Below are 26,265 nucleotides of genomic sequence, written 5' to 3' on the forward strand. Positions count from 1 at the left end.
TAGCCAACGCCGCATTGTGGTGATGACATGCATCTTACAGACTAGCGCCAGCATTGATAAAGGGGACACCGATTGGGCTTTGCTTACTTTCTGCGCCGCGCCGCGCGTTATTGGGGCGACAACGTCGCGGTCATTCATCGCAACCGCGAGTTGACGTACCGTCAGCTCGACGAGCGCTCGACCTTGCTGGCGAATGCGCTGCTCGGCTTGGGGCTCGCCAAAGGCGACCGGGTTGCGGTTCAGGCCCGCAACTGCACGGAGCTGGTGGAGATCGAATGCGCGCTATACAAGGCGGGGCTCGTCAAGGCCGCGCTGAATCCGCGCTTCACGGCGCATGAAGCGGCTGACGTCGTCGAGAATTGCGCGCCGCGCGTCATGATCGCAGGCGAGGGATTCACGGCTTACGATCGCGCCTCGGCTGGGTTCGGTTCGGTCGAGTCGTTTATTTCGCTTGGCGTTCCTGCGAATGGATATACCGACTACGAAACGTTGCTCTCGCGCGCCAGCCCGCATTTGCCCGAGGTCGCGTTGTTGTCCGACGATCTCGCGGTGTTGCATTTTTCGTCAGGCTCGACCGGCAAGATCAAGGCAGCCATGCAGACGTATGGCAACCGCCTCGCGTCGTTGCGCAAGATTCTGCAAGGCATGGATTGTCCTGCGAAACCCGGCGACCGGCTCGCGCTGATCGGTCCGGTCACCCACGCGTCCGGCATGTTGATGCAGCCGTACCTGTATTCAGGCGCCACGCTCGTCCTGTTCGACACGTTCGAGCCGGCGCACTTTCTGCGGGAAATCGGGCGCTTGCGGATCACGCACGTGTTCATGGTGCCCGCGATGATCAATATGCTGCTCAACGATCCCGCATTGGACACCGCCGATCTGACGAGCCTGAAGATGCTCGGCTACGGTGCGGCGCCGATGGCGCCCGCGCGCATCCAGGAAGCGTGGACGCGTATCGGTCCGGTGCTGTCGCAAGGTTACGGCGCGAGCGAATCGACCTCGGGCGTCACGCGTCTTTCCATCGCCGACCATGCCGACGCGATGGCACATCGCCCCGAGCGGCTCGCGTCGTGCGGCCGGCCCACGGGCGAGACTGAAGTGCTCGTGGTCGACGAACACGGCCGTGAGGTTAGCGGGGACGCGATGGGCGAAATCATCATTCGCGGCGCAGACGTATTTCAGGGCTACTGGGGCGCGCCGGAGCTCACGCGCGAAGTGCTCGTCGACGGCTGGTTGCGCACCGGCGATCTCGCGCGCGTCGATGAAGAGGGCTACATCTATCTGGTCGATCGCCAGAAAGACATGATCATTTCCGGTGGCTTCAACGTTTATCCGACCGAAGTCGAGGCATCGCTTTATCAGCATCCCGACGTCATGGAAGCGTGCGTGATTGGCGTTCCCGATGAGAAGTGGGGAGAAAGCGTCAAGGCCGTCGTCGTGCTGAAGAGCGGACGCAACACGATTGCGGACGAGATCATCGCCCATTGCCGTGCGCGGCTCGCCGACTACAAGCTGCCCCGGACCGTGAACTTCGTTGCCGATCTGCCCAAGAACGCGAGCGGAAAAATCGCCCGCAAGCTGGTTCGCGAGCAGTACTGGCAGGGCGTTTCGCGTCGAGTCAATTGAAGAGGAAGCTTATGTTCGATCACCTGAATAATCCGGCGTTCGTGGAAACCCGCGAGGGCATTCGCCGCTTCGTCGCGGAAGAACTGCTGCCGATGGAGCAGGAACTCGGCCTCGGCAGCGAAGACGTCTGGCCCCGCGAGACGCTGCGCCGCGTATGGCGCCGCTCCGCCGAACTCGGCTTCTACGCGGCATGCCTGCCTGTTCAGCTCGGCGGCAAGGGGCTCTCGATTCTCGAACAGTGCGCGCTCAAGGCGGACCTTGCCGCGTCCGGTTCCGCGCTTGCACCGCATGTGCTCGGCGATCTGGGTGGTCCGCCGCGCGTCGGCAACATGCTCAAGTACGCGAGCGCGGATCAGATCGCGCGTTATTTCGAACCGGTGATTCGCGGCGAGAAGTCGACCTGCTTTGCGCTGACCGAACCACACTCCGGTTCGGACGCGCAGAGTATTTCCACCACGGCCGTCGTGGACGGCGACGACCTCGTGATCAATGGCGTCAAACACTACATCAGCGGCGCACCGTTCGCTGACTTCGCGATCGTCATGTGCGTGACCGACGCCACGACCACCCCGCCTGCCATCACCGCAGTGCTCGTCGATCTCGATCTGCCGGGCGTGACGGTGGAACAGCGCTATGTGCCGATGTCGGGACAGCACATCGATGCGGACATCCACTTTGCCGATGTGCGTGTGCCGCGCGCGAACGTATTCGGCGGTGAGGGCAACGGCTTCAGGCTCGGCATGTCGCGCATCAACGTCAACCGGCTGCTGCACTGCCCGACGATGCTCGGCCTCGCCACAGCGGCCTATGAAGCGTCGCTCGATTACGCGCGTACGCGCAGGCAGTTCGGCGGCCCAATCGCACGATTCCAGGCGATCCAGCACATGCTCGCGGATATGGCCGCGGCGCTGTGGGCATGCGAAAGCATGATCGCGCAAACGGCTGCGCTTGCCGACGCCGGCGCCGATCTGCGCATGAAGGCGGCGGCCTGCAAGCTGTTCGTGTCGGAACGCTGCTTCGAAATCGCGGACAAGGCCGTGCAGATTCACGGCAACGTCGGGGTGACGCGCCACCATCCGATCGAGCAGACGTTTCGCAAGCTGCGCATGTTTCGGGTCTTTACCGGCACGAGCGAGATTCAGCGCAATACGATCGCTCGCGTCATTCTCGATCCTGCCGGCTCAGCGGCATGACAGCTCAGCACAGTACGCGTGATACACGCCGCCCCTATTGCGAGGAGACGATGCAGATGAAACCGGACTGGTCGTGCCTGAACGGCATCAAGATTGTCGATCTGAGTCAGTTGTTGCCCGGGCCGCACGCCACTTCAATGCTGATGCAATTGGGTGCGGACGTCGTCAAGGTCGAGCCGCCGGGCACGGGCGATCCGGCTCGGCAACTCGGCGGCGCGGTTTTCGCGCAACTCAACCGCGGCAAGCGCTCAGTCGCGCTCGATCTGAAGAGTGCCGCCGGCAAGGCGGCGTTTCTCGATCTGATACGGGACGCGGATGCGGTCGTCGAAGGCTTCCGTCCCGGCGTCATGCAGCGGCTCGGGCTTGGCTACGCCACGCTCGCCGAGGTGAACCCGCGCCTCGTCATGTGCTCGATATCCGGCTTCGGGCAGACTGGGCCGTATTCGGCGCTGCCCGGCCACGATCTCAACTATCTGGCGCTTGGCGGCTTCTGGTCGATACCGGTTCAGGTGAATGACCGTGTCGCGCGTCCACGGGTTCGCCTCGCGGACTATGCCGCGTCGAGCCATGCCGCGCTCGCGCTGGCTGTGGCTGTTCTTAGCGCGCGTCAGAACGGTCGTGGCCAGCATCTCGACGTGTCGATTCACGACTGCGTGATGGCGTGGACGGCGCCTGCCGCGTGGACGTCGCGTGACTATGCGGAGGAGCCCATGGCATCGCCGACGGTCATGCCCGAGAACGACATTTTTGAAACCCGGGACGGCCGGCATCTCGCGCTGGGCATTCTGGAAAACAAATTCTGGCTAACCCTGCGCGAAGCACTCGGCGCTGACTACCCCGCGCTGATGGACGATCGATTCGCATCGCGCCTCGGCAGGCAGCAGTTCAAGCGCGAGGTCAACGCGCTGCTCACGCAGATGTTTTTGGCGCGCACGCTTGCCGAATGGCTCGACGTGCTGGGGACTTTCGATCTGCCGGTTTCACCGCTGCTCGACGCACATGAGCTATTCCTCGACCCACACGTGCACGCACGCGGCATGGTCCGCGAGTTCGCTCACGACAACGCCATGTCAGTGCGCTTTCCCGTGAAGTTCTCCGCGGGTTTGCCTGACGCAGGCGACACTGTCCCGCTGCTCGGACAGCACGACGGCTGAGGCGACTCAATATCAGGAATGCAAAGACGTTCCGACAATCATGGAGACAAACCGAATGGCAACCGAACAAAGCCGGTATCGGCCCTGGCGAGCATGGTCCATTGCGATCATGCTGGCTTTGATGATGCTCGTGAACTTTCTGGACAAGGTCGTGCTCGGCCTCGTATCCGTACCGATGATGCGCGAGCTTCATCTGTCGCCCACGCAATTCGGGCTGATCGGCGGCAGTCTTAACTGGTTGTTCTCGATCTCCGCGGTGCTCGGCGGCCTCGCGGCAAATCGCGCGTCGACAAAATGGCTGTTGCTGCTGATGGCCGGCGCATGGACCGTGCTGCAACTGCCGATGCTGGTCGCCGGCTCGATCTGGAGTGTCATTGCGTGCCGTGTCCTGCTCGGCGCGGGCGAAGGGCCCGCGTCGCCGGTTGCCGTGCATGCGCTCTACAAGTGGTTCCCCGACGCAAAGCGCAATCTGCCCGTCGCGGTTCTTCACCAGGGCAGCGCGATCGGGCTGCTGGTGGCCGGCCTGACGATTCCGGCTATTACCGCTCATTGGGGCTGGCGAGCCAATTTTCTCGTGCTGTCCGTACTCGGCAGCCTCTGGTGCATCGCCTGGCTATTGTTCGGCGCTGAGGGGACATTGTCGAGCCCGGCGCGATCGGACCATACCGCGCGCGTTCCCTATGGGTTGCTGCTGACGGACCGAACGGTTCTGGGCATTTTCGCGGGGCATTTCGCAGCAAACTGGATTCTCGCGATGACGCTCACGTGGACGCCGACCTGGTTGCAACTTGGAATGGGCTATTCGCCTCAGGTGGCGGGTCGAATGTTCGCGTTGTTCGTGGCGGTCACCGCGCCGTTGAGCCTTGGCCTCGCGTGGCTGTCGCAGCGCCTGCTGGCGCGCGGCGTGCCGTCGCGGATTGGGCGTGGCGGCTTTCTGACCGTGACGCTCGTTGTGGCGGGGGCGCTGCTTGCGTCACAGGCGTGGCCAGGTCTCCCGCCGATGTTCAGGTTCGTCTTGTTGACGCTCGGCAGCGGCATGACGCTCGTGACGTACTCGATTGGGCCGGCCATGCTCGGCGAAGTGACGCCTGATTCGCAGCGGGGCGGCATCCTCGCGCTGAGCAACGGTTTTTCGTCGCTCGCAGGACTCGCCGCGCCGATCGTCACCGGGTTGTTGATCGAAGGAGCCGGCCGTTCGACTGCGGTCGGGTTTGCGCAGGCAAGCGTCGCGAGTGGTTTGGTGCTGCTGGGATGTGGCGTGCTCTGCGCTTTCTGCCTCGACCCGCAACGCTCGCAACGCCGCCTCGCCCTTGGCGCGACACGTGTGCCGGGAGAACTCAATCTGGTCGAACGGAACTGACGGCACCAGTAAGACGGTTTTTGTCGCGTACCTCGGGATACGTGACGGTTATATGTTCTTAGTTATCCCTATGAATATGCATAAAATAATCAAGGAGACGTATGAAGAAGGTCTTGTATGCGACGCTGATGAGCGTGCTTTCCGGTGCGGCTTATGCGCAATCGAGCGTCACGCTGTACGGCGACGTCGGTGGCGGCCTCCGATGGACGAACGGCGCCAAGGGCGGTAGCGCAGTCGGTTTCAACAACAATATTATTGCCGGCAACCAGTTTGGCTTTACCGGCAAAGAAGACCTGGGCAATGGGCTCAAGGCGATCTTCAAGCTCGAGGGTGCATTCAGCAGCGGCACCGGCGCGGTAAAAACCTCGGGTACGTTGTTTTCTCAGGCGGCCTTTGTCGGCTTGACCGGCGATTTCGGGCGGCTGACATTCGGCAGACAACTGAACACCAACGAAGACTTTGGCATTCTCATCGATCCCGCCGGCGGGCGAGGGCAGTCCATTGCAATCGAACCTGGCGTGGTGTACAGCGCAAACTATTTCACGCTCGATTCGCGCTTCAATAACACCATCAAGTACCTGGGGCAGGTTGGCGGATTCCGCTTCGGCGCCAGCTATTCGCCAGGTGGCGTGGCCGGCAACTCGCGCGCCGGTACGAACTTCTCGGGTGCCGCCATGTACCAATGGGGACCGGCGCTCGGTGGCGTGTCCTATCAGAAGACCTGGAACGCCACTGCGATGCAGTGGGCACAAACGTTCCAGACCGGCGGCACGCTGCAGATCGGGCCGGCGCGTTTTTACCTGAACTATGCGGACCTTACGGTCACCGGCACATCATCGAGCGCGCCGCGGCGTCGCGACAAGATTCCAGGCGGTGGCATGGTGTGGGTGGTCACGCCGTCGTTTCAGGTTACGGCGGCGTTCATCGACGATATCGCCAGCGATCTCGGCAACGTGCAGTCTGCCAGCGGTCACAAGATCACGACTTTTGCGATCGCCGAATATTTTCTTTCCAAGCAGACTGAACTGTATGCGGAGGTGGATCGCAATGGCTTCTCAGGCGCCTATCGCTATGACCCTGCCAACATCACAGCCCTTGGCCTCAATCCTGGTGGCCATGGAATGACCGGTGTGTCAGTCGGCTTGATGACCCGCTTCTAGGCATTCGTGGCGACGTGATGAGCGTTCAAATTCTCTACTTGTTTATATTGACCGAAGGATTGGCATGATTAACCCGCATCTAAACCTGCGAGCCCTGTTTGCCGCGGCGCTTATCGCATTCGCTGGCAATGCCATGGCGCAGCCTGCGCCCGCGCCGGCTGATGGGATGTCGTCCGCCAGCGCCCCCGCCGTAGCCACCGCGAAGGCGACGAAGGCTGCGGACAGGAAGCTTGCCCACCGCGTGGCTAACGCGCTCGAACGGACGCGCGGACTGAACGCGGCCCGCATTCTCGTCAAGGCTCGCGACGGGCATGTCACGCTGAACGGTTCGGTTACCGATAACGAGCAGGTTTCGCTGGCTGCCGATGCCGCAAGGCAAGTCGATGGTGTCAAGACCGTGGAGAATTTCATCCGCGTTTCCGGGCCGTCGCTCTAGTGGTGTCGAGAAACCTCGTATCGTGCTGCGTCGAACCTCGCTGTTGCTAGTGCTGCGAGGGCGATAACGACAACGATGAACCTGTAAAACCGTTCACCAGGATAAAACGTATGAACATCAGGGCACTTTCAGCAGCTTCGACAATCCGCTTGCGCGTTGCCATGTCCGCTATGCTCATCGGCACAGTATTGCCCACGGCCGCGCATTCGCAGATCGCGGCGCCTGTTACCGATCCCGTTGAACTCGGCGTCATGCAAGGATTTCCGCCAGCGGCGGACAAGCTGGTCACCAAGGCGAACTCCCTGCGCTTTCCCAACCTTGGCTGGGCGCTCCGCAACACGCGCATGATGATGCCGACCGCCAATGTCGAGCATGCGCGTGTGCCGATGTCTTTGCCGGCGGGCGCCACACTCGATCCTGACAAGGTGCAGTTCACCGTGGACGGAACGACGTTGAGCCTGGGCGATTATCTGCGGCGAACCTATACCGATGGTTTCATCGTCATTCACGATGGAAAGATCGTCTACGAAGGCTATTTCAATTCCTATACGCCGCATCAGACTCACGCGTGGGCCTCCATGACCAAATCCGTGACGGGACTGATTGCCGCGCAATTGATCGACGAGGGGAAGCTCAACCCGGAAGCGAGACTGTCCACGTATGTACCTGAATTGGCGGGCACGCCATTTGGCGATGCCACCGTGCAGCAGAACCTCGATATGGAAGTGCCGGTCAGTTATCCGGCCGATTTACCACCGGATCTGGGGCTCTTTGGCGCAGTAGGTTTCATTCCCCGGCGCAGCGATGCGCCAGACAGCATCTACGATTTTCTGAAGGTGACCCACCCAACGCCGAATGTGACCGCGGGGGCGATGTGGTACTACCAGAATGGCTCGCCGGAAGCAGTCGCCTGGGCGCTCAGGCGAATTACCGGCTTGTCGTGGAGCGAGGTGGTATCGCGGTCGATATGGCAAAAAATCGCTGAAGATGACGGCGACGTTGTCGTGGATCGCACCGGGACGGAAATGGCAAGCGGGGGCTTCAATACGACGTTACGCGACGCGGCTCGCTTCGGCGAATTGATGCGCAAGGGGGCGGCCGGTGCTTCAGCGCTGTTTCCGGCTTCGTCGATTCGGCTTGCCTTAAAACCCACCGACAACGCCGGCGCATTTGCGAAGGGCAATCTGGCTGCGGGGCATCCCGGGTATGCGTATCACGACTACTGGTACCAGGTGAACGACGGTGACAGGTCATTCTCGGCCGGCGGGCGATTTGGCCAGTCGATTCTGGTGAATCCCAAAGCCGGAATCACGATCGTCAAGTTCTCCTCGTATCCGGATCAGGCTGCGCGTCCGACGAGCGCCGCAGCAGGCAATGCCATCCCACGCGCGCCATTGGCAACGGCCGAAGCATTGGACGCGGCAGCGCGTGCGATCAAGTCTGCTCTCGGGTCTTGAGCACAGGTCTTGAACTCAGTTCCGCGGCAAGACGTCGAGGACCATTGAAGGCTTATCGGACGAGGGGCAGGCGTTGATCTAGGGGAGGGTGTGGTTTGCAGGTAAGCGTCGCCGGCAGTTTGTACGCTGACGTACCGCTTACCCGCTTACCCGCTTACCCGCTTACCCGCTTACCCGCTTACCACTCACCACTCACCACTCACCGATTCGATCCCGCGTAGTGTCAGCGCCCTCATCTAGCCATTCGTCCACGCGGCGGCCGTGGCAACCGCGAAGTCCCGGTAGGATCGCGGCTGCCGCCCGAGCAGCGCAGCCAGACGATCGACCTCCGCTTTCGAAGCGACTGCGCCGTCCTGTTGATACCGGCGCATCATCAGGCGCATATCGTAGGCAAGCCAACCGGGCGCGACCGCCTTGAGACGCTGCTCGAGGGTGTCGAGATCGTCACCGCCGTAGCGGACCGGACGTCCCAGCGCCTCAGCCCAGATCGCCGCGATGCTTTCCGAAGTCAGCGCGTCAGGTCCGACGAGTGCGTACGTTTCACGCGGCAGCGGCTTGGCGGCGCGTTCGCGGCGCAGGAGTTCGCGTGCCGCGGCTTCGCCGATATCGCGGACATCGACCATGGAAATACCTTTGCTGCCAATCGGCATGCCGTAGACACCGTGTGTCAGCAGCGGGTCTTTCTGCTTGACGTCGTTCTGGATGAAATAGGCGGGACGCAGCACCGTCGCCGGCAGGTCGCAGTGTTCGATCATGCGCTCGGCCGTGTGCTTGCCGGTGAAGTGAGGCACGTCGACATAGTCCGCGCCCTTGAAAACCGACAGATAAACCACGCCTTTCACGCCGGCCTCCCGCGCGATGCTCAGGGTTTGCAATGCCTGTGTCAGTTCGTCCGCGGCGTTGGGCGCCAGCAGGAACAGCGTGCTGACACCACTCATTGCGCGCCGCACGGCGTCGATGTCGGACAGGTCGCCCTTGACCGCGGTGACGCCGGTGGGGAATTGCGCTTTTTCCGGCGAGCGGGTCAGTGCCCGCACTTCGGCGCCGCTGCCGTTCAGATGGTCGAGAACCTGCTTGCCGATCACACCTGTGCTGCCAGTTACGAGGATTGCCATGATTTTCTCCTGGGGTTGAATGGACTGGTTCGTCCGTGAGACGAACAATAGTCGTTCCATTGGGTGACCGAAAGTGCCAGAATCAAGACATCTTGTCTCGTGTATGGAACGATCATGGATTTGACGTCGTTGGCGGATTTCAACGCCGTGGCACTGCACGGCGGCTTCGGGCCGGCCAGTCGCGCGCTCGATCGTCCCAAGGCCACGCTGTCGCGGCGCGTGGCTGAGCTGGAAGAAGAACTTGGGGTGCGGTTGATCGAGCGGGGCGCCCGCAGGCTGCGTTTGACCGAGGAAGGTCTCGCACTCCATGAGCGCACGCGCGGGCTCATGACGGAGATTCAGGAGGCCGGCGAAGCGGTCGCATCGCGTGCGCCGGTGCCGCGCGGGCGCTTGCGCATCAGCGCGCCGGTCGTGTTCGCGCATGTCGTGCTGTGTCAGATCGCTGCGCGCTTTGCGCTGGCCTATCCGCAGGTCGAACTCGAAGTCATCGCGGAAGACCGCGTCGCGGATCCGGTGGAGGATGGCTACGACCTGGTGATCCGTATCGATCCACCACGCGACGAACTGCTCGTCGGGCGGCGCATTCTCGGTGACGAGCGCCTCGTGGTCGCTTCGCCGACCCTGTCCATTCCATCGCTGCCTGCAGACGAAGCCGACGCGCTACAGGTGCCTGCAGTCATGTTGGTAGCGACGCCCTCTGGCGTGCTCTGGAACATGCAGACGGAAGGCGGTGGTGTGAGGGTCATCAAGCCGATGCCGGTGGTGCGGATGTCATCGTTGCTGATGGTGCGCGAAGCCGTGCTGCAGGGTGTGGGCGCGGCGCTCATGCCGCGCCTGCTGGTCGAACAGGACGTGGCGACGGGCCGGCTCGTTTGTTGGGGCGCAGAGGCGGGTTCGCCCGTGGAAATCTGGGCGCTTTATAGTTCGCGCCGGCTGCTGAGCGCCAAGGTGCGGGCGTTCATGGATATGCTGAAACCGGACTCGGTCAGGTCCTGACTGAAAACGCATCCATGTCCGGTTCGCTGATATCGGCGGCACGGAACTCCATCTCGAAGCGCTGCGGATCATGTCGGCAAAGCGCACCAGCCCCCGGCAGAGAATCGTTGTCTTCCGTCGTAGTCATGATTGCTGATCAAGGAACATAGGTGACACGCAATTGCGATAACCTGGGCGATACTCGCGAGCTTGCGAATGATCGGGAAAAAATATGCTTGCTGAATTATTCACGTTTCGCCCTGCGATTTACGGTGATTTATGTTATCGAGGGACAACTGCCAGGAGCGCATTGCACATGATCAGGAAACGAATTCGTGCTGCATTGCTTGGCGCACTGATCACCGTGATTGCGCCGGCATGCCAGGCGCAGTACACCACCGACTGGCTGGCGAACACATTCGGAACGCTTGCCGCGCATGTGGGCAACACCGCGCGCTCGATGTGGGTCGCGCCCGAAGGCGTGATCTATACGGCTTCCCTGTGGGATGAAAACGAGGGTGGCGTCGCGATCTACCAGAACGGCAAGAGCATCGGCTCCATGGGCATCAACAGCGAGTTTCAGGGTGGGGCTATCACGGGGAATGCGACGTCGATTTTCGCTGCGTTGCAATTCAGCACCGCATACGGCAGCGGCGCGGTAGGACGATACAACCGCGCGACCCAGAAACGCGATCTGCTCATTCCCGTGAGCACCTGGAACGCCGTCAAGCGGGGCGACGTCATTACCGGACTCGCAACAACCGGCTCGCTCCTTTATGCGAGCGATTTCCTCGGCAATCGCGTCCGCGTCTATACCACCGACGGCGTGTGGCAGCAGGACATCAACATCTCCAGTCCGGGCGCGCTCGCTTTGGATGGCAGGGGAAATCTTTGGGTCGCGCAGCAAAGCGCGGCCACGATCGTCGAATTCAGTCTGGCCGGCGCTCCGCTGAACACGATCCAGATGCCTGCGACCTCGCGACCCTCCGCGCTATATTTCGATGCATCGTCCGGACAGCTCATGGTTGGCGACCAGGGCCCCGACATGAATATCAAGCTCTACAATGTCTCGGGTGCGCCAACCTTGATCGGCACGTTCGGCATTCAGGGCGGCTATCTCGACACGACCACCGGCATCAAAGGCCAGGTCGGTGACAAGCGTTTTACCCGTGTCGTCGGCATCGGTAAAGACGCAGCCGGCAACCTGTATGTGCTCAACAACCCGTGGGGCGGCGGCTGGGACCTGGGTCGCAACGGCGGCACCGATATTCACGCGTATGGCCCCGCCGGCAATCTGCAATGGAAGCTTCAATCCCTCAACTTCGAAGCGGTCGCCGCGCCGGACCCGGTGACGGACGGTGCCTACTTCTATGGTGGCACCAACATTTACACGGGCACCGCGGGTGGCACCTTCGTCGCGAATACCGTCGATCCGTTCAGCTACCCGTCCGATCCACGCCTCAACATGAACGATACGCAGCGTGACGAGCATTTCGGTCAGCTCGTCAGTGTCGGCGGAAACCGGATTCTTGTCGCGTCCGGTCAGAACCCTGGCATCTTTTACTTCTTCCATTTCAATGCGGCGAGCGGCTACATCGCGATTCCGGATGCGTCGATTCCAGGCCCCGCGTTCGATACGACGCGACCGATCACGGGCGGCTTCTGCATCGATAGCAGGGGCGACGTATGGGCCGGCCTGGACAGAACGAATCACATCTACCATTACCCGCTGGTCAGCTTCGATGGCACCGGCAAACCGACGTGGGGCCCCGGCATTGCGATCTCCATTCCGCAGAGTATCCGGCCGCTGACGCGCATTCTCTACCTGCCGGAGAGCGACACCATGATTCTCGCGCAAGGTATCACCGGGAGCTCGGACTGGACGGCGATGCAATCGAGGATCGAGGTGTATCACGGCTGGAGCGCCGGCAACACCACGAAACCCGATCCGGTGATCAACCTCACCAGTGCGAATCCCAAGTCGATCGCGGCAGCCGGCAATTATCTTTTCGTCGGCTACGTCCACACGGTACCCAATATCGACGCCTTCAATCTCACAACGGGCCACCTCGATACGACGCTGATCAACTCGAGCGCGGGTACGGTCGACGTGGGCAACGATGTGGATTCGATGTATGGCCTGAGGGCATACCTTAGATCGGCCGGTGAGTACGTGATCACGAAAGACAACTACAACGGCTCCAGCGTGATTGTTTATCGATGGACGCCTTGATGGTTGAATTCACTCTCGGCAGCCTCGAACCGTCTCGCCAACGTGTCATGCCGTGCGGACCCCTACGACAAACGTCAATTCAAACCGCTCATGCTACGACGCAGATTCTTTGAATCAGTCGGCTTATTCGCCGCCGGGTTATTGTCAAAAGGCGCCAGCGCCGCTTCGCCGATGCCGGTGCCCACGGAACAGCCTCCGTTCATACCGGGCGGCGAGATGAGCGCCACCCAGGCGGTGCGTCACTGCCTGGGCCGAATCGAAGCGATCGACCGGCGTGGCCCGCGATTGCGCAGCATGATCGAACTCAATCCCGACGCCATGCGGATTGCCACCACCCTGGATGCCGGGCACCGCGAGGGCAAGCGCCTCGGCCTGCTGCATGGCGTGCCTGTCGTTATCAAAGACAACGTCGCAACCGGCGACAGAATGGCAACAACGGCCGGCTCGCTTGCCCTCGACGGCATTCGCGCAACCCGCGATGCCGAGCTCGTGCGCCGTCTGCGTGAAGCGGGTGCGGTCATTATCGGCAAGACGAATCTGAGCGAATGGGCGAATATCCGTTCCACGCGCTCGACTAGTGGCTGGAGCGCGCGCGGCGGCCTGACGCGCAACCCGTATGCGTTGGACCGGAACACGAGCGGATCGAGTTCCGGTTCCGCTGCGGCGGTCGCCGCGGGTTTGGCGGCAATGGCGATCGGCACTGAAACGGATGGGTCGATTGTGTCTCCTGCATCGATCTGCGGGGTGGTCGGACTCAAGCCGACTGTCGGACGGGTCAGCCGTGACGGCATCATTCCGATTTCCCATACGCAGGACACACCCGGTCCCATTACCCGGTCGGTCCGTGACGCGGCGTTGTTGCTTTCGGCGATTGCCGGAGCGGACGCGCGTGATCCGCAAACGTCGGTGGCGCCCGCACCGGACGACTACGTGCGAGCGTTGAACAAGGCCGCGTTGCAAGGCGCCCGGATTGGCGTCGCACGAGCGTTTTTCACGGGCCACGATGAAGTCGACCAGCAGATCGAACAGGCTATCGCTCAACTGCGGCTGCTCGGCGCCGACGTGATTGATCCGGTTGATCTGCCGCGCGTCGATTACGACAAGGAAGAGCTTTCCGTATTGCTGCATGAATTCAAACACGATTTGCCGCTGTGGCTCGAGACGTTCGCGCCGCACGCGCAGGTTCGTAATCTCGCTGACGTGATGGCTTTCAACAATGCGCATCGCCATCTCGAGCAAGCTTATTTCGGCCAGGAGCTTTTCACGCAAGCTGAAGCCCTGGGCGATCTCGATAGCGATGCGTATAAAAATGCGTTGGCAACTTGCCGTACGCAATCTCGCGACGAGGGATTGGATCGCGTGTTCCGTCAACATGGCCTGGATGCGATCGTCGCGCCGACGGGTGGGACGGCGTGGCTGACCGACTTCATCAACGGCGACAGCAATAATGGTGGCTTTTCGACGCCGGCCGCGGTGGCCGGCTATCCGCATCTGACCGTGCCGGCCGGGCAAGTGCGTGGCTTGCCGGTCGGTTTGTCGTTTGTTGGGCTCGCCTGGAGCGAAGCACGGTTATTGGCGTTGGGTTATGCGTTCGAGCAGGCAACCCAGTGGCGCAGGGAACCGCAATTTCTGACCCGTACCGACATACCCCCGGTGGTTCGCGATTGAGCCGGCCAGCATTGCGGCTGTGACGCGAACAAGCGATTGAATGTGCTGCCCATTTGCCGCGATGAGTGAAAGGAGGCGAACCCGGATCACTTTCGAGTGTTCGCCCGAGATGCCATCAGCTAAGATTGTCGATATTGTCGGCTTATACAAGAGAAGCTGAACCGCCATTGGCCTCGCGATGGCTTTCACCTGGCTTCCTCAAGTTCGGGGTGAAACTTTGCACCGCTCGCCAAAATCGATACCTTTCGCGTTATTCGCCCTGTCTTTTCTGGGCGCGCACGCAATTTGCCTGATGCTGTTTCGATCCCGGGCAACGCTGGTCACTTATCCGTTTCTCATCCTTGCTCCGTCGTTCGCGCTTGCGGGCGCCTGCTGGCGCGCCCGCGCCGCGGAGCGACAATCGCGGACGCCGTGGCTTCTGCTCGGTGCCGGCCTGTTTTTGTGGACTTGCGGCATTGGTCTCAGCGCCTGGGAAGATCTGTTCCAACAGATGCCGGGGGATATTGCCTGGTTCTCCGATTTTTGTTTTTTTCTCTATGGCGTGCCGATACTCCTCGCCATCTCGTCCGTTTCAAACAAACAGCGGATCCCACTCTTTGTGTGGATGGACGGTATCCAGGCAGTATTGACCGCTTATCTCGCCTACATCACCATATTTACCGTCGTGCCGTTCTCCGGCACCGGCCTCGAGCCAGTTTCGGCCTCGGTTCTCGTACTGACCTACAACGTCGAGAACATTCTTCTTGCTGTGGCGGCGACCCTGCGCCTTCTGCTTCAGCCACGAGAAAAAGACCGCGGATTCTACGCGCTTCTGTGCGGTTATTTATGGATCTACGCGATCGTGGCCGGCGTGTACAACAATTGGGCTGCCTCGTCAGACGGTCATGCCGTGATCGACGTGATAGTCGACGTTCCTTTTCTTCTATTGGGCGCGGCGTGCATGATGCGCGCGCAGCAAAAAGGTGAGGCCGATGTTGATGACGAGAAGCGTCCCCTCGACGTTGTCATCGAGAACGGTAGTCCAATTTTTTATACGCTGGCCCTGCTCGCATTGAGCATTCCGCTGATACGTGAACATTTTTACGTCGGAACGATTGGCATAGTGACCGCGTTAATCGTGCACACCATCCGGACGACGGTTCTGCAAAGCCGGCTGGTGCGAACTCAACAGGCGTTGCGCGACGCAAGAGACCGCCTCGAAAAGATTGCGCTCACGGACGCATTGACCCATGCCGCGAATCGCCGTTGCTTCGATCAAACGCTCGCGCTCGAATGGAACCGCGCGGCTCGCAACGCGCTTCCGCTTGGCTTGCTGCTTATCGATATCGACCACTTCAAGAAATTAAACGACCGCTACGGCCATCCGGCAGGGGACAGGTGCCTCGTTGCGGTTGCGAGCGCATTGCAAACGGCGCTGCCGCGCAGTGGCGACCTGCTTGCACGCTATGGTGGCGAAGAGTTCGCCGCGATCCTGCCTGCGACAGACGAAGACGGCGCACGCCGGGTGGCAGCGAAAATGCTGGCCGCTGTCAGCTCCATGCAGATCAGGAATGAGACGTCGCTTGGCGACTTCGTGACGGTGAGTATCGGGATCGCTGTTTTCGGATCGGCCGGTACGGGTTCCGTGCATCAGATCGTTGAGGCTGCGGATCGAGCGTTATATCGCGCGAAAGAACACGGGCGAAATCGTATCGAGTCGATCGGGCAACGGGATTTTCTGGGCACCGGATCGGTGTAACGGCGAGTCGTGCACGTTATTAAACTATCTCTTAATTCCGACACCCCGCCTGTCCGTTGCGGGAGTGCTGGTTATCTACTCCATATAACGGCACTTATCCATAAAGGGTTTAGCCCTGCAAAGGTTTGCGGAAGAATTAATTTCTCTTTGAATTAACCTTTTGAAAGACAAGATGGAAGAAGTTTTTATTTCGAAACTAATCGAACTAATCGGCAAAAAAAGGCCGACACATTGTGTCGGCCTGAAAGACTCTGGCGTCCGAGGATTGCATGCCAGAACCTGAGAGACGGTAATCAGTCAATTTTACAGACTGCGGTGCGAGGCGCGGGCATTATTTCCGCGCATTTAATTTAACAATTGGGTGGTATGGTTTCTCTGGGCGGGTTGTTTTTAGAATGCCGACTTCACTGCGGAGAGATCATAAACGAAAAGTTTCGGCGAAGCATAAGGACGTCAAAAAAATCTGTCGATCGGCCGTCGCCGAATTCAAAGATCGGAGAATCCCGATGTTCGCGTAGGGATTTCCTTGGTTGAATTTTATTCCGCAATAATGCGATGTCCGATCGCGTAACGAATCAATTTGGAATTGATACTGGTCTCCAGTTTTTGCGTGGGACGATTTTACGTGGGCTGACGGCCTTCGTATGCGCAGGCGACCTCCTTGATCCGCATGAGCGCCAGTGCCACTCTGGCGCTATGCTAGCGGCTTCGGCTACTTCGAGGAGCAAGTGATGCAACGGACTGCAGGATCGATGATTACGTTTAACCGCCCTGACGGCAAAGACGTCCAGGGTTATCTGGCCAGGCCGCAGAAACTCGAGGGCGCGCCTGCCATCGTCGTGATTCAGGAATGGTGGGGTTTGAACGACCAGATTCGCGGCGTGGCGGACCGGCTTGCGCAATCCGGCTACCTCGTGCTGGTGCCCGATCTCTTCCGCGGCAAGTCGACGGTTGAAGAGGCGGAGGCGAACCATCTGCTGAGCGCACTCGATTTCGGCGATGCCGCGACGCAGGATGTGCGCGGCGCCGTCCAGTATCTGAAGCAGCATTCGGCGAACGTCGGCGTGACCGGCTATTGCATGGGTGGCGCGCTGACGTTGCTCGCGCTATGCAATATCCCCGAAGTATCGGCCGGGGTGGTGTGGTACGGCTTCCCTCCGCTCGAATATATCGACGCCTCGAAAATCAAGGTTCCAGTTCTCGGTCACTGGGCGACGCAAGACGAATTCTTCCCGCTTGAAACGGTGGACGCGTTGGAGGCCAAGCTCACCGCAGCCGCGGTTGACGTCGAGTTTCATCGCTACCTCGCGCACCATGCGTTCGCGAACGAAACGGCAGTCGGGCCGGGCCGAATCTCCCGGACCCAGTTTGATCCGGTCTGGTCGCAGCAAGCCTGGGACCGTACGCTGACCTTCTTTGGCCGCACCCTCTGGAAGTAACCGGCAAGCGCGAACCCGCCTTGCAAGGTGGACGTTAGCGAAGTCGAGCCGATACGCCGGCCGGCGCTGTATCGCAGTGCGATATGGCGCCGGCGCCCTTGGCGTGCACGGACTCTCGTCGAGACCTTCAACGGTGACGTTGAATAGCAGACAGTCTGCGGCTTCAGCGCGTGAGCATGGATGGCGCTTCAAGCCTGTTCGTCGCTTTCGGAAAGAAACTGCGTGACGTGTGTGACGAAGCGCTCCGGATACTGGTACAGCGAGCCATGGTTGGCATCGGGGTAGATGATCAACTGTGCGTTCGGAATGTTCTGCTGCAAAAACCACGAGTTGATCGAGTAAATGATGACGTCGTTATCGCCGTTGATCACGAGCGTTGATTGCTTGAGCGCATGCAGATAGTCGAACGGGTTTTCGCGCGGTGCGCCCCACTTGGCAAGCGCGGCGAGTTGTGCCGGCGCGACTTTTTCATTGACTTCGGGATCGCGTCCTTCGGCGCGTAGACGGAAGCGCTGCAGGAACTTGCGACCGGCGGCCTGGCTTGCATCCGACGGTGAGAAGTGCACGCGCAGCCACAGATCGTCCGGCTCGGCGTACGTGGCGCCGAAAATGTCCTGAGCTTCCGGCGTGAGCGACTCCATCGCTTCGCCGCTGCGGGGGCCGGTGCCGACCAGAATCAGGCGGCGCACCAGCTTCGGTTCGGCGAGCGCCAGTGTCTGCGCGATCAGGCCACCCATCGAAAACCCGAGCACGTCGACCTGCGTGAGGCCCAGCGCCTTGATGAACGCGGCGGCGTTGGCGGCCATCTCTTCGATCGATTCCGGCACTTCGCCGGAGGTGCTGGAGATGCCGGCGTTGTTGAACAGGATCACTTCACGGCCTTGTGCGAGGCCGTCCGTCACGGCCGGATCCCAATGGTCCATCGTGCCGGTGAAGTGGATGTTGAACACGAGCGGCACGCCGCCCGTCTTGCCGAAACGGCGGTAAGCGAAGCGGATGCCGTTCGCTTCGACGTACTGGGTCGGCGCGGTTTGATGGGTAGCGTGAGCCACGGCGACACTGTTCGAAGCAACTTGAGCGTTCATTTCCGATTCCTTTGCGATAGATAAAAGGCATGGATTGGGAAGGTTGGCGTCGCGCCTTAGTGCCTGGTTGATCGTTCGCGCCGCTGCCTGATGGGTAATGTAGTGGGGGCTTGCGCAAAGGGAAAAGACTTTGTAGGCTGATCGGCATGCCTGTGAGGCATGAATGGCCAAAAGAGAGACTATGGAACTTCGACACCTGCGATACTTCGTGGCCGTCGCCGAGACGGGCAGCCTGACCGTGGCGGCCGAGCGGCGCCTGCATACGTCGCAACCTTCGCTGAGCAGGCAGATTCGGGATCTGGAAGACGAGGTCGGCGCGGAGCTTTTCAACCGAAGTGCTCGCGGGGTCGAGTTGACTGCGGCGGGCAAGGCCTTCCTCGATCACGCGCGGCTCGCGCTGACGCAAGTCGATGCCGCCACCGAGGCCGCACGGCGTGCCTCGCGGCCAGCCAGGCAGGTCTTTGCACTGGGCTTTCTGACCGGCCAGGAAATGACCTGGTTGCCGCGCGCCATGCAGGTGCTGCGCGACGAACTGCCGAACATCGACGTGACGGTGTCCAGCCACTATTCGCCTGACCTCGCCGATGCGCTGGCGCGCGGCAAGCTCGACCTTGCGTTTCTGCGCGCCGAAGAGGGCTTCGATCTCGACTACCGCGTGGTGAGCCGGGAGAAGCTCATTGTGCTCATGCCGAGCGACCATCGCTTGACCGAACGAGCGGCGATCCGTCCGGAAGATTTTGTCGGCGAGACCTTCATCATGGCCTCGAACAAGGCGACGGTGCTTCATGACGTGATCGAGCGCTATCTGCGGGAAAACGGCGTGCACGTCACGCCCGAACATGGCGTCGACAATCTGGCGATGGCCATGTCGCTCGTCGCGTCCACCCGCGGCCTCGCGCTGATGCCGGAGTATGCGAACAACCTGCTGCCATGGTCGGTCGTGAGCCGGCCGCTTGAAGGCGACGCGCCGACCATCGATCTCGCCATCGGCTATAGCAGATCGAATACGTCGCCGGTATTGAAGCTATTTCTTTCCCGTGCCGAAGAATTGATGCCGCAAGCCACGGCTTGACCGTCCTCGGCAAGCGGCGAGCACGTCGCCGTTTGCATGTTGATCGGGGCTGACCGGGCATGATCGCAGCCCGGTTTTTTTCGGCCGCTGACCCGATAGGCGAGGTGGAAACTTAGGCTGACAACGCCGTCGAAAGGAGCGCAGAACATGGTGAAGACCAATCCGAACCGGTTGCTGACCGATCTCAAACAACTGCGCAGCTTTGGCGCCAGATGCCCTGGCGTCGTGCAGTTGGCGCTCTCGCCGAGGCGATCGTGATGAACCTGGACGAACACCGTGATTTCATCGTGCGCACTATGTCGGCCGATGACGTGGCCTTATCGATCGAATGGGCGGCGGCGGAAGGATGGAACCCTGGCCTGCACGATGCCGAATGCTTTCGTGCCGGGGACCCTGGCGGTTTTTTCATCGGCGAGTGGCGCGGTGAACCGGTTGCCTGCATTTCAGCGATCGCTTACGGCGAGCATTTTGGTTTTATCGGTCTATATATCGTGAAGCCGGCGTTTCGCGGCAGAGGCTTTGGCATGCGCGTCTGGCGGCACGGCATGGACTATCTGCACAATCGCAATGTCGGGTTAGACGGCGTCGTCGCTCAACAGGAAAATTACAGAAAGTCCGGTTTTCGGCTTGCGTATCGCAACATTCGCTTCCAGGGTGTCGTTCCTGCCTCGGCCCAACAAGGCGCGACGCGTTCGACCATTCTGAATGCGTCGGCGTTGCCGCTCGAACGGCTGCTTGACTACGATCGTCAGTGCTTTCCCGCCGGGCGTGAGCGTTTTCTCGCAGCATGGCTTGGCCAACGCGACGCTACGGCGTTGGTCGCAGTTCGTGACGGCAAGGTCGCAGGCTACGGCGTGCTGCGTCGTTGCGGAACGGGATGCAAGATCGGTCCGCTCTTCGCCGATAGTGACGAGGTCGCGAGCGATCTGTTCGATGCGTTGGTGGCGCGCGTGCCGGGTGAGGTCATTGTCCTCGATGTGCCGGAGAGTAATCCCGCTGCCATTGCGCTAGCAGAGCGGCATGGTATGACAAGCGTCTTCGAAACCGCGCGGATGTATACGCAGAACCCGCCCGCTATTCAAATCGAACAGGTATTTGGCGTGACGTCGTTCGAACTCGGGTGATCGTGATATACGTCTACGCCTTGCGTGCATTGCCGTCTGGGATGTGTCTTATGAGCCGCAGACGGCAAGTACATCGTTTGATACGAACATATGCACTACTTCCATTTTGAGCCGATATTGTCCAGTCCGGCTTTCATGAGGTCCTGCGGCAACATGGCGACGCGTAGCTCGCAGTCGGCGTTGAACTTCAGAAAGAATGGTTCTGCGAGTGCGGGAATTCCCGACGGATCGTCGAGGTTCACGATGAGTACCGCGCCACGTGTTCCGTTCAGCTCGGTGAAGTAGACAGCTTCCGGTTTTATTTCTTCGAGTATGTGCTTTATCACTTCGCCGGCCGTGCCATCGCGCACCAGCGTGTTGAACGGTTCGTGCGGAATACGTACATTGAGTAGCATGCGCATGTCATTCTCCTGGTTGAGGCCCAAAGGGCATCTTAAGGATAGGAGCTTTATGCGCTGCGAGCGCCAGGGTTAGCACGGGCGAGTGCTGTCGTCATCATTCTGTTCGAAGTGGAACGCAACGACCCGTACAACAGCAGAATTCGCGGAGCGTGTTCCGAAGTCGTCTGCGGTTCGAGTTTTTGCAGATCCGGCGTGTGGAAATGTGGGCCGCTGATGTTGGGTAGATTCCCGGACATTAACGAATTCTCCGTCCCGCGCTGTCGATCACATGCTCGCCGTCCTCTTTGATAAACGCCCCTTGTTGCGCCGCAGGCAGGATATCGAGAACGGCCTCGGACGGTCTGCATAGACGCACGCCGAGCGGGGTGACCACAATCGGGCGATTGATGAGGATCGGATGCGTCAGCATTGCGTCGAGCAATTGCTCATCGCTCAAGGACGGCTCCGCGAGGCCGAGTTCGGCATACGGTGTGCCTTTCTCGCGCAGCGTGGCACGCACGGTGAGCCCGGCGCGTTCGATCAGGTCTTTCAGCGTGGCCCGATCAGGCGGGTTCTTCAAATACTCGATGATCTCCGGTTCGATGCCGGCATTGCGAATCATTGCGAGTGTATTGCGCGAGGTGCCGCAATCCGGGTTGTGATAGATCGTAACGCTCATGCACGTTGTCCTTTAACGCTGTGTTTTTCCTCATACCAGTACTGCGAACGATTGACGACGCCAACCACCAGCAGCATCACCGGCACTTCGATCAATACACCGACCACTGTGGCAAGCGCCGCGCCCGAATGAAATCCAAACAGGCTGATCGCCGTGGCCACCGCAAGCTCGAAGAAATTGCTTGCGCCGATCAGACTCGACGGACCTGCAACACAATGCGCGACGCCAAGCCGGCGATTGAGCAGATAGGCGAGGCCGGAATTGAAGAACACCTGAATCAGAATCGGCATCGCGAGCATCGCAATGACGAGTGGTTCCTTGACTATTGCCTGCCCCTGGAAAGCGAATAGCAATACGAGGGTCGCCAGTAGCGCGCTGATCGAATAGGGCGCGAGATGGGCGACCGCCTGCTGGAAATACGCGTCGCCTTTGGCGAGCAGATGGCGGCGCAGCAACTGGGCGAGGATCACAGGGATGACGATGTACAGGCCAACCGAAATGATCAGCGTGTCCCATGGCACCGAAATCGCCGATAAACCCAGTAGAAGGGCGACGAGCGGCGCGAACGCCACGATCATGATGGCGTCGTTGAGCGCCACTTGCGAAAGCGTGAAATACGGGTCGCCCTTGCAGAGTTGCGACCAGACGAACACCATCGCCGTGCAGGGCGCGGCGGCAAGCAGAATGAGGCCGGCGATATAGCTGTCGAGTTGATCCGCGGGAAGCCACGGCGCGAACACATGCCGGATGAAAATCCAGCCGAGCAAAGCCATCGAAAATGGTTTGACAAACCAGTTCACAAACAAGGTCACGCCGATGCCGCGCCACTGACTTTTCACCTGTGTCATCGCGGCAAAATCGATCTTGACCAGCATCGGAATGATCATCACCCAGATCAGCACACCAACCGGAAGATTGACCTGCGCCACTTCCATGCGGCCGATTGCCTGAAAGAGATGCGGAAACCATTGCCCGGCCAGGATGCCGCACACGATGCACAGCGCTACCCACACGGTCAGATAGCGCTCGAAGAATCCAATCGCCGGCCGTGCGCCGCGCGCCATTGTGTTAGGGACGCTCATTTTTCGCAGCAGCCGGGGAGGTCGCTAGCGGCGCATGGTGCGCCGGCGCAGCAGTTTTCGGTCAGGAAGGTGATCAGGCCCGTCATCGCGTCAAAATTTGCCGAGTAGATGATGAAGCGTCCGTCCTGGCGCGGTTTTACCAACTCGGCATGTGACAGGTCTTTGAGGTGGAAGGAGAGGCTTGACGGGGAAAGCCCCAGTTGCTGCGCGATTTCACCGGCAGCCAGGCCATCCGGCCCAGCGACGACCAGCAAACGGAAGATCGCCAGCCGTGATTCATGAGCGAGCGCGCCAAGGGCGCGTACAACAAGGTTCGAGTCCATGGTCGAACGATACGCCGATCGTTTTCATATTTCAAGTATTGTTGAAATGATGTGTCTGGCGGGTACAATCTGCCACGGCATTGTTCAAGGCGCTTCGCGCGACGATCGATGACGAGGCCCGCCGCCACATGAAAAAAGAACTGCACTCCATGCAACTCAAGATACGAGCCGAATCACCCGCCGATGCGCCGGCGATCGAGCAACTCACTATCGCCGCGTTTGAAAATGCCCCGCACACGAACGGTGCGGAGCATTTCATCGTGAATGCGTTGCGACGCGCAGGGCAACTGTCGATTTCGCTTGTCGCACAAGATGATGATGAGATCGTCGGGCATATTGCGCTGTCGCCGATATCCATCTCCAACGGCGCAACGGGCTGGTATGGTTTAGGTCCAATCTCGGTGTTGCCCGGCCACCAGAGGCGGCGTATCGGATCGCAACTAATTGAGTCAGCGTTGTCCGAATTGCGGCGTCTGGGCGCCAGTGGCTGCGTGGTTCTCGGCGACCCTGCCTACTACGGACGCTTCGGCTTCATTGCCACGCCTCAGTTGGTGCTGCCGGGTGTGCCTCCCGAGTATTTTCAGGCGCTATTACTTACCGGCGCCTTGCCTGCGGGCGATGTGACCTATCACGACGCATTCAACGCCACTGCGTGAACGCGCCGCTGTTCCCTCGAACTGGCTCAGTGGCCGAACAACGAGGCCTGTGTGCCTCGGCTTGGCGCCGGACGTACCGGTTTTGCCGGCGTGTCCCGGACGACCGCTGTCAGCGCTACGGTTGAATCCGTAGCCACTGTGGAAGTCGCCGCGGCATTCGAATCCGCCGCCGCTTCCAGCGAAGTCTGCCCGGCTTCGAGCGACAGAAGAAACATCTTGTTTGCCAGTCCGCCGGCAAAGCCGGTCAGATCGCCGGACGCGCCGATCACGCGGTGACACGGCGCTACGATAGAGATCGGATTTCTGCCATTCGCCGCGCCCACGGCGCGCACCGCGTTGATGTTTCCGATTTGCATGGCGATGTCCGAGTAGCTGCGCGTTTCGCCGAACGGGATCGTCAGGAGCGCCGCCCAAACTTTCTTCTGAAAGTCCGTTCCCTGGAAATCGAGTTCGAGGTCGAACCGGTCTCTCGTCCCTGCGAAATACTCGTTCAACTGCCGCTCGGTTTCGATCAGGATGGCGCGGTCCTCTGCTTCGACCCTCTCCGGCAGACGCACCCGATTCGGCTTGTCGTTCTCCCACAGAATGGCGGCGAGCCGGTTGCCGTTTGCAACGAGTTTCAGCTCGCCGACGGGCGAATTCATTAACCTGTATGCGTATGTCATTTTGCTCGGTTCCTGGCTGTTTGGAGGCTGACATGGCTTCATGCGAGGCTGCGAACTCGCTGTGCAATGGCTCCGATACCTGACAGCTTAACGCCCGTCCTCGCCGAGGTCACGCCGGTTCTTGCTATCCAATTCCGCGCGCGGCCCCAGACTCAGTCGAATTACTCAGTAGAATTGATACCTTCGGCATATCGCTCACCGGCAATCAGAACGCTTCTCTACGACTGTGACAACCACCCTCGAACAACTGCGGGCCGGACAACTGGCGGGTACGCGCCGACTCAAACTGGCATGCGGGCTGAGCGAATTTCCGCGCGAGATTTTCGATCTGGCCGACACGCTGGAAATTCTCGATCTATCGGGCAATGCGCTCTCGACGCTGCCCGACGATTTGCCGCGGCTGAGCAAGCTGCGCATCATTTTTGCGTCCGATAACCCCTTCACTGAGTTGCCGGAAGTCCTCGGGCAATGTTCGCAACTGAGTATGGTCGGTTTCAAGGCAAACCGTATTCGCAAGGTTTCGGGTCAATCGCTGCCGCCGTTGCTGCGCTGGCTGATCCTCACCGACAACGAAATCGAGGCACTGCCCCCGGAAATCGGCGCCTGCGCGCAACTTCAGAAGCTGATGGTTGCCGGCAACCGGTTGCGCACACTGCCGGAAGAATTGGCCGCCTGCTCGCGGCTCGAGCTGCTGCGTCTCGCGGCGAATCAACTCGGTGGACTGCCTGAATGGTTGCTGCGTCTGCCACGATTGTCCTGGCTGGCTTTCACCGGCAATCCGTTCAGCGAAGCGTGGGAGACGGCGGCACTGACCCATACGCCGATTGCCGATATTCGATGGGATGCGTTGAAACTCGAACAGCAGTTGGGCGAGGGCGCGTCCGGTGTCATTTATCGCGCGGCGCTTCTTGCTCGTGACGAACATGCGGGCAGGCCTGTGGCTGTCAAGTTGTTCAAGGGCGCCGTCACGAGTGATGGATTGCCGGACTGCGAGATGGCGGCCTGCATTCGTGCCGGCGATCATCCGCATCTGATTCCGGTGGTGGGCAAGGTGAAGGACCATCCCGCGGGCGCACATGGCCTCGTGATGGAACTGATCGACCCGCAATTCACGAATCTTGCCGGGCCACCGAGCCTCGCTTCATGCACGCGTGATGTCTATGGTGCTGACACGCGCTTTGAGCCGGCCTCGGTGTTACGCATTGCATACGGCATGGCGTCGGCGGCGTGTCATCTGCATCGGCAAGGGGTGATGCATGGCGATCTGTACGCGCACAATATTCTGCACGGCGGGCAGGGTCGCGCGTTGCTGGGCGATTTTGGCGCGGCATCGTTCTACGTGACTGATGATCAAGACTTCCGCTCTGCGCTGCAGCGTCTGGAAGTGAGGGCGTATGGCTGTCTGCTCGAGGAGTTGATCGACCGGTGCGACTGGCCGACTGCGGACGCGGATATGGCGGCGCGGTTGGTGGCGTTGAAAGAGGCTTGCCTGAGCGAGGATATCGGCAGCCGGCCGCTGTTTGATGAGATTGCTTCTGTTTTATCGCAGCTAACGGGCGCGGGCGATCGGGATTCCGCGGCATTGGCGGCGGTTTGATCCGTCGACTGTGTGCGCGCAGAGCAACCCTTTGTCCGCGTGGCCCAA

Annotated in this window: 24 protein-coding genes; 16 read left to right on the forward strand and 8 right to left on the reverse strand. The window is 60.4% G+C overall.

The genetic code is table 11. The features are described from left to right. Positions 1-72: 72 nt before the first annotated feature. From PQQ95_RS13280 to PQQ95_RS13310, 7 genes are all read left to right on the forward strand, one after another. Complete coding sequence (locus tag PQQ95_RS13280; RefSeq protein ID WP_408437835.1) at positions 73-1,626, forward strand: AMP-binding protein; 1,554 nt, start codon at positions 73-75, stop codon at positions 1,624-1,626. Positions 1,627-1,637: 11 nt separating this feature from the next. Then, complete coding sequence (locus PQQ95_RS13285; protein ID WP_408437836.1) at positions 1,638-2,819, forward strand: acyl-CoA dehydrogenase family protein; 1,182 nt, start codon at positions 1,638-1,640, stop codon at positions 2,817-2,819. A gap of 56 nt (positions 2,820-2,875) precedes the next feature. Next, positions 2,876-3,973 carry a CaiB/BaiF CoA transferase family protein gene (locus PQQ95_RS13290; protein ID WP_408437837.1) on the forward strand — a complete coding sequence of 366 codons (1,098 nt, stop codon included), beginning with the start codon at positions 2,876-2,878 and terminating at the stop codon, positions 3,971-3,973. Between the two features lie 55 nt (positions 3,974-4,028). Further along, the gene (locus tag PQQ95_RS13295) at positions 4,029-5,333 is read left to right on the forward strand and encodes an MFS transporter (protein WP_408437838.1); all 1,305 of its coding nucleotides are present in this window, start codon (positions 4,029-4,031) and stop codon (positions 5,331-5,333) included. Between the two features lie 101 nt (positions 5,334-5,434). Next, positions 5,435-6,493 carry a porin gene (locus PQQ95_RS13300; RefSeq protein WP_408437839.1) on the forward strand — a complete coding sequence of 353 codons (1,059 nt, stop codon included), beginning with the start codon at positions 5,435-5,437 and terminating at the stop codon, positions 6,491-6,493. A gap of 64 nt (positions 6,494-6,557) precedes the next feature. Next, positions 6,558-6,929 (forward strand): BON domain-containing protein, encoded by a 372-nt coding sequence (locus PQQ95_RS13305; RefSeq protein ID WP_408437840.1) that lies wholly within the window; start codon positions 6,558-6,560, stop codon positions 6,927-6,929. 161 nt (positions 6,930-7,090) lie between these two features. Then, positions 7,091-8,386 carry a serine hydrolase domain-containing protein gene (locus tag PQQ95_RS13310; RefSeq protein ID WP_408437841.1) on the forward strand — a complete coding sequence of 432 codons (1,296 nt, stop codon included), beginning with the start codon at positions 7,091-7,093 and terminating at the stop codon, positions 8,384-8,386. Between the two features lie 236 nt (positions 8,387-8,622). On the opposite strand, the gene PQQ95_RS13315 is transcribed toward PQQ95_RS13310, so the two are convergent. Continuing rightward, entirely contained in the window at positions 8,623-9,501 is an 879-nt protein-coding gene (locus tag PQQ95_RS13315) for an NmrA/HSCARG family protein (protein ID WP_408437842.1), read from the reverse strand. 114 nt (positions 9,502-9,615) lie between these two features. Between PQQ95_RS13315 and PQQ95_RS13320 the strand changes: the two genes are divergently transcribed. Then, positions 9,616-10,497 carry a LysR family transcriptional regulator gene (locus PQQ95_RS13320; protein WP_408437843.1) on the forward strand — a complete coding sequence of 294 codons (882 nt, stop codon included), beginning with the start codon at positions 9,616-9,618 and terminating at the stop codon, positions 10,495-10,497. Here PQQ95_RS13320 and PQQ95_RS13325 read toward each other — a convergent pair. After that, the gene (locus PQQ95_RS13325) at positions 10,487-10,624 is read right to left on the reverse strand and encodes a hypothetical protein (protein ID WP_408437844.1); all 138 of its coding nucleotides are present in this window, start codon (positions 10,622-10,624) and stop codon (positions 10,487-10,489) included. The two genes, PQQ95_RS13320 and PQQ95_RS13325, sit on opposite strands and share 11 nt — an antisense overlap. A gap of 168 nt (positions 10,625-10,792) precedes the next feature. On the opposite strand from PQQ95_RS13325, the gene PQQ95_RS13330 reads away from it, so the two are divergent. The 4 genes from PQQ95_RS13330 (at position 10,793) to PQQ95_RS13345 (ending at position 17,554) form a co-directional block, all read left to right on the forward strand. Further along, positions 10,793-12,709: an NHL repeat-containing protein gene (locus PQQ95_RS13330; protein WP_408437845.1), complete on the forward strand. Its 1,917-nt coding sequence runs from the start codon at positions 10,793-10,795 to the stop codon at positions 12,707-12,709. Positions 12,710-12,880: 171 nt separating this feature from the next. Next, positions 12,881-14,377, forward strand: a complete 1,497-nt coding sequence (locus PQQ95_RS13335; protein ID WP_408437846.1) for an amidase — start codon at positions 12,881-12,883, stop codon at positions 14,375-14,377. 178 nt (positions 14,378-14,555) lie between these two features. After that, complete coding sequence (locus tag PQQ95_RS13340) at positions 14,556-16,115, forward strand: diguanylate cyclase (RefSeq protein ID WP_408437847.1); 1,560 nt, start codon at positions 14,556-14,558, stop codon at positions 16,113-16,115. Positions 16,116-16,846: 731 nt separating this feature from the next. Further along, the gene (locus tag PQQ95_RS13345) at positions 16,847-17,554 is read left to right on the forward strand and encodes a dienelactone hydrolase family protein (RefSeq protein WP_408437848.1); all 708 of its coding nucleotides are present in this window, start codon (positions 16,847-16,849) and stop codon (positions 17,552-17,554) included. A gap of 188 nt (positions 17,555-17,742) precedes the next feature. Here PQQ95_RS13345 and PQQ95_RS13350 read toward each other — a convergent pair whose 3' ends face one another. Continuing rightward, positions 17,743-18,639, reverse strand: a complete 897-nt coding sequence (locus PQQ95_RS13350) for an alpha/beta fold hydrolase (RefSeq protein ID WP_408437849.1) — start codon at positions 18,637-18,639, stop codon at positions 17,743-17,745. 181 nt (positions 18,640-18,820) lie between these two features. On the opposite strand from PQQ95_RS13350, the gene PQQ95_RS13355 reads away from it, so the two are divergent. Together PQQ95_RS13355 and PQQ95_RS13360 are read left to right on the forward strand one after the other, a co-directional pair. Further along, positions 18,821-19,711 carry a LysR substrate-binding domain-containing protein gene (locus PQQ95_RS13355; RefSeq protein WP_408437850.1) on the forward strand — a complete coding sequence of 297 codons (891 nt, stop codon included), beginning with the start codon at positions 18,821-18,823 and terminating at the stop codon, positions 19,709-19,711. 263 nt (positions 19,712-19,974) lie between these two features. Then, positions 19,975-20,835, forward strand: a complete 861-nt coding sequence (locus PQQ95_RS13360) for a GNAT family N-acetyltransferase (protein ID WP_408437997.1) — start codon at positions 19,975-19,977, stop codon at positions 20,833-20,835. A 95-nt stretch (positions 20,836-20,930) separates the two neighbouring features. On the opposite strand, the gene PQQ95_RS13365 is transcribed toward PQQ95_RS13360, so the two are convergent. From PQQ95_RS13365 to PQQ95_RS13380, 4 genes are all read right to left on the reverse strand, one after another. Next, positions 20,931-21,236, reverse strand: coding sequence for a panthothenate synthetase (locus tag PQQ95_RS13365; RefSeq protein WP_408437851.1), 306 nt, complete (start codon positions 21,234-21,236; stop codon positions 20,931-20,933). Positions 21,237-21,471: 235 nt separating this feature from the next. Continuing rightward, positions 21,472-21,894 carry an arsenate reductase (glutaredoxin) gene (gene arsC, locus PQQ95_RS13370; protein WP_408437852.1) on the reverse strand — a complete coding sequence of 141 codons (423 nt, stop codon included), beginning with the start codon at positions 21,892-21,894 and terminating at the stop codon, positions 21,472-21,474. Next, positions 21,891-22,976, reverse strand: a complete 1,086-nt coding sequence (gene arsB, locus PQQ95_RS13375) for an ACR3 family arsenite efflux transporter (protein WP_408437853.1) — start codon at positions 22,974-22,976, stop codon at positions 21,891-21,893. Before arsB ends, arsC begins: the two co-directional genes overlap by 4 nt. Beyond that, a complete protein-coding gene (locus tag PQQ95_RS13380) occupies positions 22,973-23,299 on the reverse strand; it encodes an ArsR/SmtB family transcription factor (protein WP_408437854.1) in 327 nt (108 codons plus the stop codon). The genes arsB and PQQ95_RS13380 overlap by 4 nt, the downstream gene beginning before the upstream one ends. 149 nt (positions 23,300-23,448) lie before the next feature. Here PQQ95_RS13380 and PQQ95_RS13385 point away from each other — a divergent pair, with 149 nt between their 5' ends. Further along, positions 23,449-23,955, forward strand: a complete 507-nt coding sequence (locus tag PQQ95_RS13385; protein ID WP_408437998.1) for a GNAT family N-acetyltransferase — start codon at positions 23,449-23,451, stop codon at positions 23,953-23,955. A 26-nt stretch (positions 23,956-23,981) separates the two neighbouring features. Here PQQ95_RS13385 and PQQ95_RS13390 read toward each other — a convergent pair whose 3' ends face one another. Continuing rightward, complete coding sequence (locus PQQ95_RS13390) at positions 23,982-24,620, reverse strand: methylated-DNA--[protein]-cysteine S-methyltransferase (protein WP_408437855.1); 639 nt, start codon at positions 24,618-24,620, stop codon at positions 23,982-23,984. Positions 24,621-24,846: 226 nt separating this feature from the next. Between PQQ95_RS13390 and PQQ95_RS13395 the strand changes: the two genes are divergently transcribed. Beyond that, a complete protein-coding gene (locus PQQ95_RS13395; RefSeq protein ID WP_408437856.1) occupies positions 24,847-26,217 on the forward strand; it encodes a leucine-rich repeat-containing protein kinase family protein in 1,371 nt (456 codons plus the stop codon). Positions 26,218-26,265: the final 48 nt, after the last annotated feature.

It is taken from the genome of Paraburkholderia caffeinilytica (assembly GCF_046030355.1).
GTDB lineage: Bacteria > Pseudomonadota > Gammaproteobacteria > Burkholderiales > Burkholderiaceae > Paraburkholderia > Paraburkholderia caffeinilytica_B.

Bases quoted from the DNA above. Each gene is read 5' to 3' on its own strand.
- PQQ95_RS13285 (WP_408437836.1), top strand. From the start codon at position 1,638: ATGTTCGATCACCTGAATAATCCGGCGTTCGTGGAAACCCGCGAGGGC.
- PQQ95_RS13290 (WP_408437837.1), top strand. From the start codon at position 2,876: ATGAAACCGGACTGGTCGTGCCTGAACGGCATCAAGATTGTCGATCTG.
- PQQ95_RS13295 (WP_408437838.1), top strand. From the start codon at position 4,029: ATGGCAACCGAACAAAGCCGGTATCGGCCCTGGCGAGCATGGTCCATT.
- PQQ95_RS13300 (WP_408437839.1), top strand. From the start codon at position 5,435: ATGAAGAAGGTCTTGTATGCGACGCTGATGAGCGTGCTTTCCGGTGCG.
- PQQ95_RS13305 (WP_408437840.1), top strand. From the start codon at position 6,558: ATGATTAACCCGCATCTAAACCTGCGAGCCCTGTTTGCCGCGGCGCTT.
- PQQ95_RS13310 (WP_408437841.1), top strand. From the start codon at position 7,091: ATGTCCGCTATGCTCATCGGCACAGTATTGCCCACGGCCGCGCATTCG.
- PQQ95_RS13315 (WP_408437842.1), bottom strand. From the start codon at position 9,501: ATGGCAATCCTCGTAACTGGCAGCACAGGTGTGATCGGCAAGCAGGTT.
- PQQ95_RS13320 (WP_408437843.1), top strand. From the start codon at position 9,616: ATGGATTTGACGTCGTTGGCGGATTTCAACGCCGTGGCACTGCACGGC.
- PQQ95_RS13325 (WP_408437844.1), bottom strand. From the start codon at position 10,624: ATGACTACGACGGAAGACAACGATTCTCTGCCGGGGGCTGGTGCGCTT.
- PQQ95_RS13330 (WP_408437845.1), top strand. From the start codon at position 10,793: ATGATCAGGAAACGAATTCGTGCTGCATTGCTTGGCGCACTGATCACC.
- PQQ95_RS13335 (WP_408437846.1), top strand. From the start codon at position 12,881: ATGCCGGTGCCCACGGAACAGCCTCCGTTCATACCGGGCGGCGAGATG.
- PQQ95_RS13340 (WP_408437847.1), top strand. From the start codon at position 14,556: ATGGCTTTCACCTGGCTTCCTCAAGTTCGGGGTGAAACTTTGCACCGC.
- PQQ95_RS13345 (WP_408437848.1), top strand. From the start codon at position 16,847: ATGCAACGGACTGCAGGATCGATGATTACGTTTAACCGCCCTGACGGC.
- PQQ95_RS13350 (WP_408437849.1), bottom strand. From the start codon at position 18,639: ATGAACGCTCAAGTTGCTTCGAACAGTGTCGCCGTGGCTCACGCTACC.
- PQQ95_RS13355 (WP_408437850.1), top strand. From the start codon at position 18,821: ATGGAACTTCGACACCTGCGATACTTCGTGGCCGTCGCCGAGACGGGC.
- PQQ95_RS13365 (WP_408437851.1), bottom strand. From the start codon at position 21,236: ATGCGCATGCTACTCAATGTACGTATTCCGCACGAACCGTTCAACACG.
- arsC (WP_408437852.1), bottom strand. From the start codon at position 21,894: ATGAGCGTTACGATCTATCACAACCCGGATTGCGGCACCTCGCGCAAT.
- arsB (WP_408437853.1), bottom strand. From the start codon at position 22,976: ATGAGCGTCCCTAACACAATGGCGCGCGGCGCACGGCCGGCGATTGGA.
- PQQ95_RS13380 (WP_408437854.1), bottom strand. From the start codon at position 23,299: ATGGACTCGAACCTTGTTGTACGCGCCCTTGGCGCGCTCGCTCATGAA.
- PQQ95_RS13385 (WP_408437998.1), top strand. From the start codon at position 23,449: ATGCAACTCAAGATACGAGCCGAATCACCCGCCGATGCGCCGGCGATC.
- PQQ95_RS13390 (WP_408437855.1), bottom strand. From the start codon at position 24,620: ATGACATACGCATACAGGTTAATGAATTCGCCCGTCGGCGAGCTGAAA.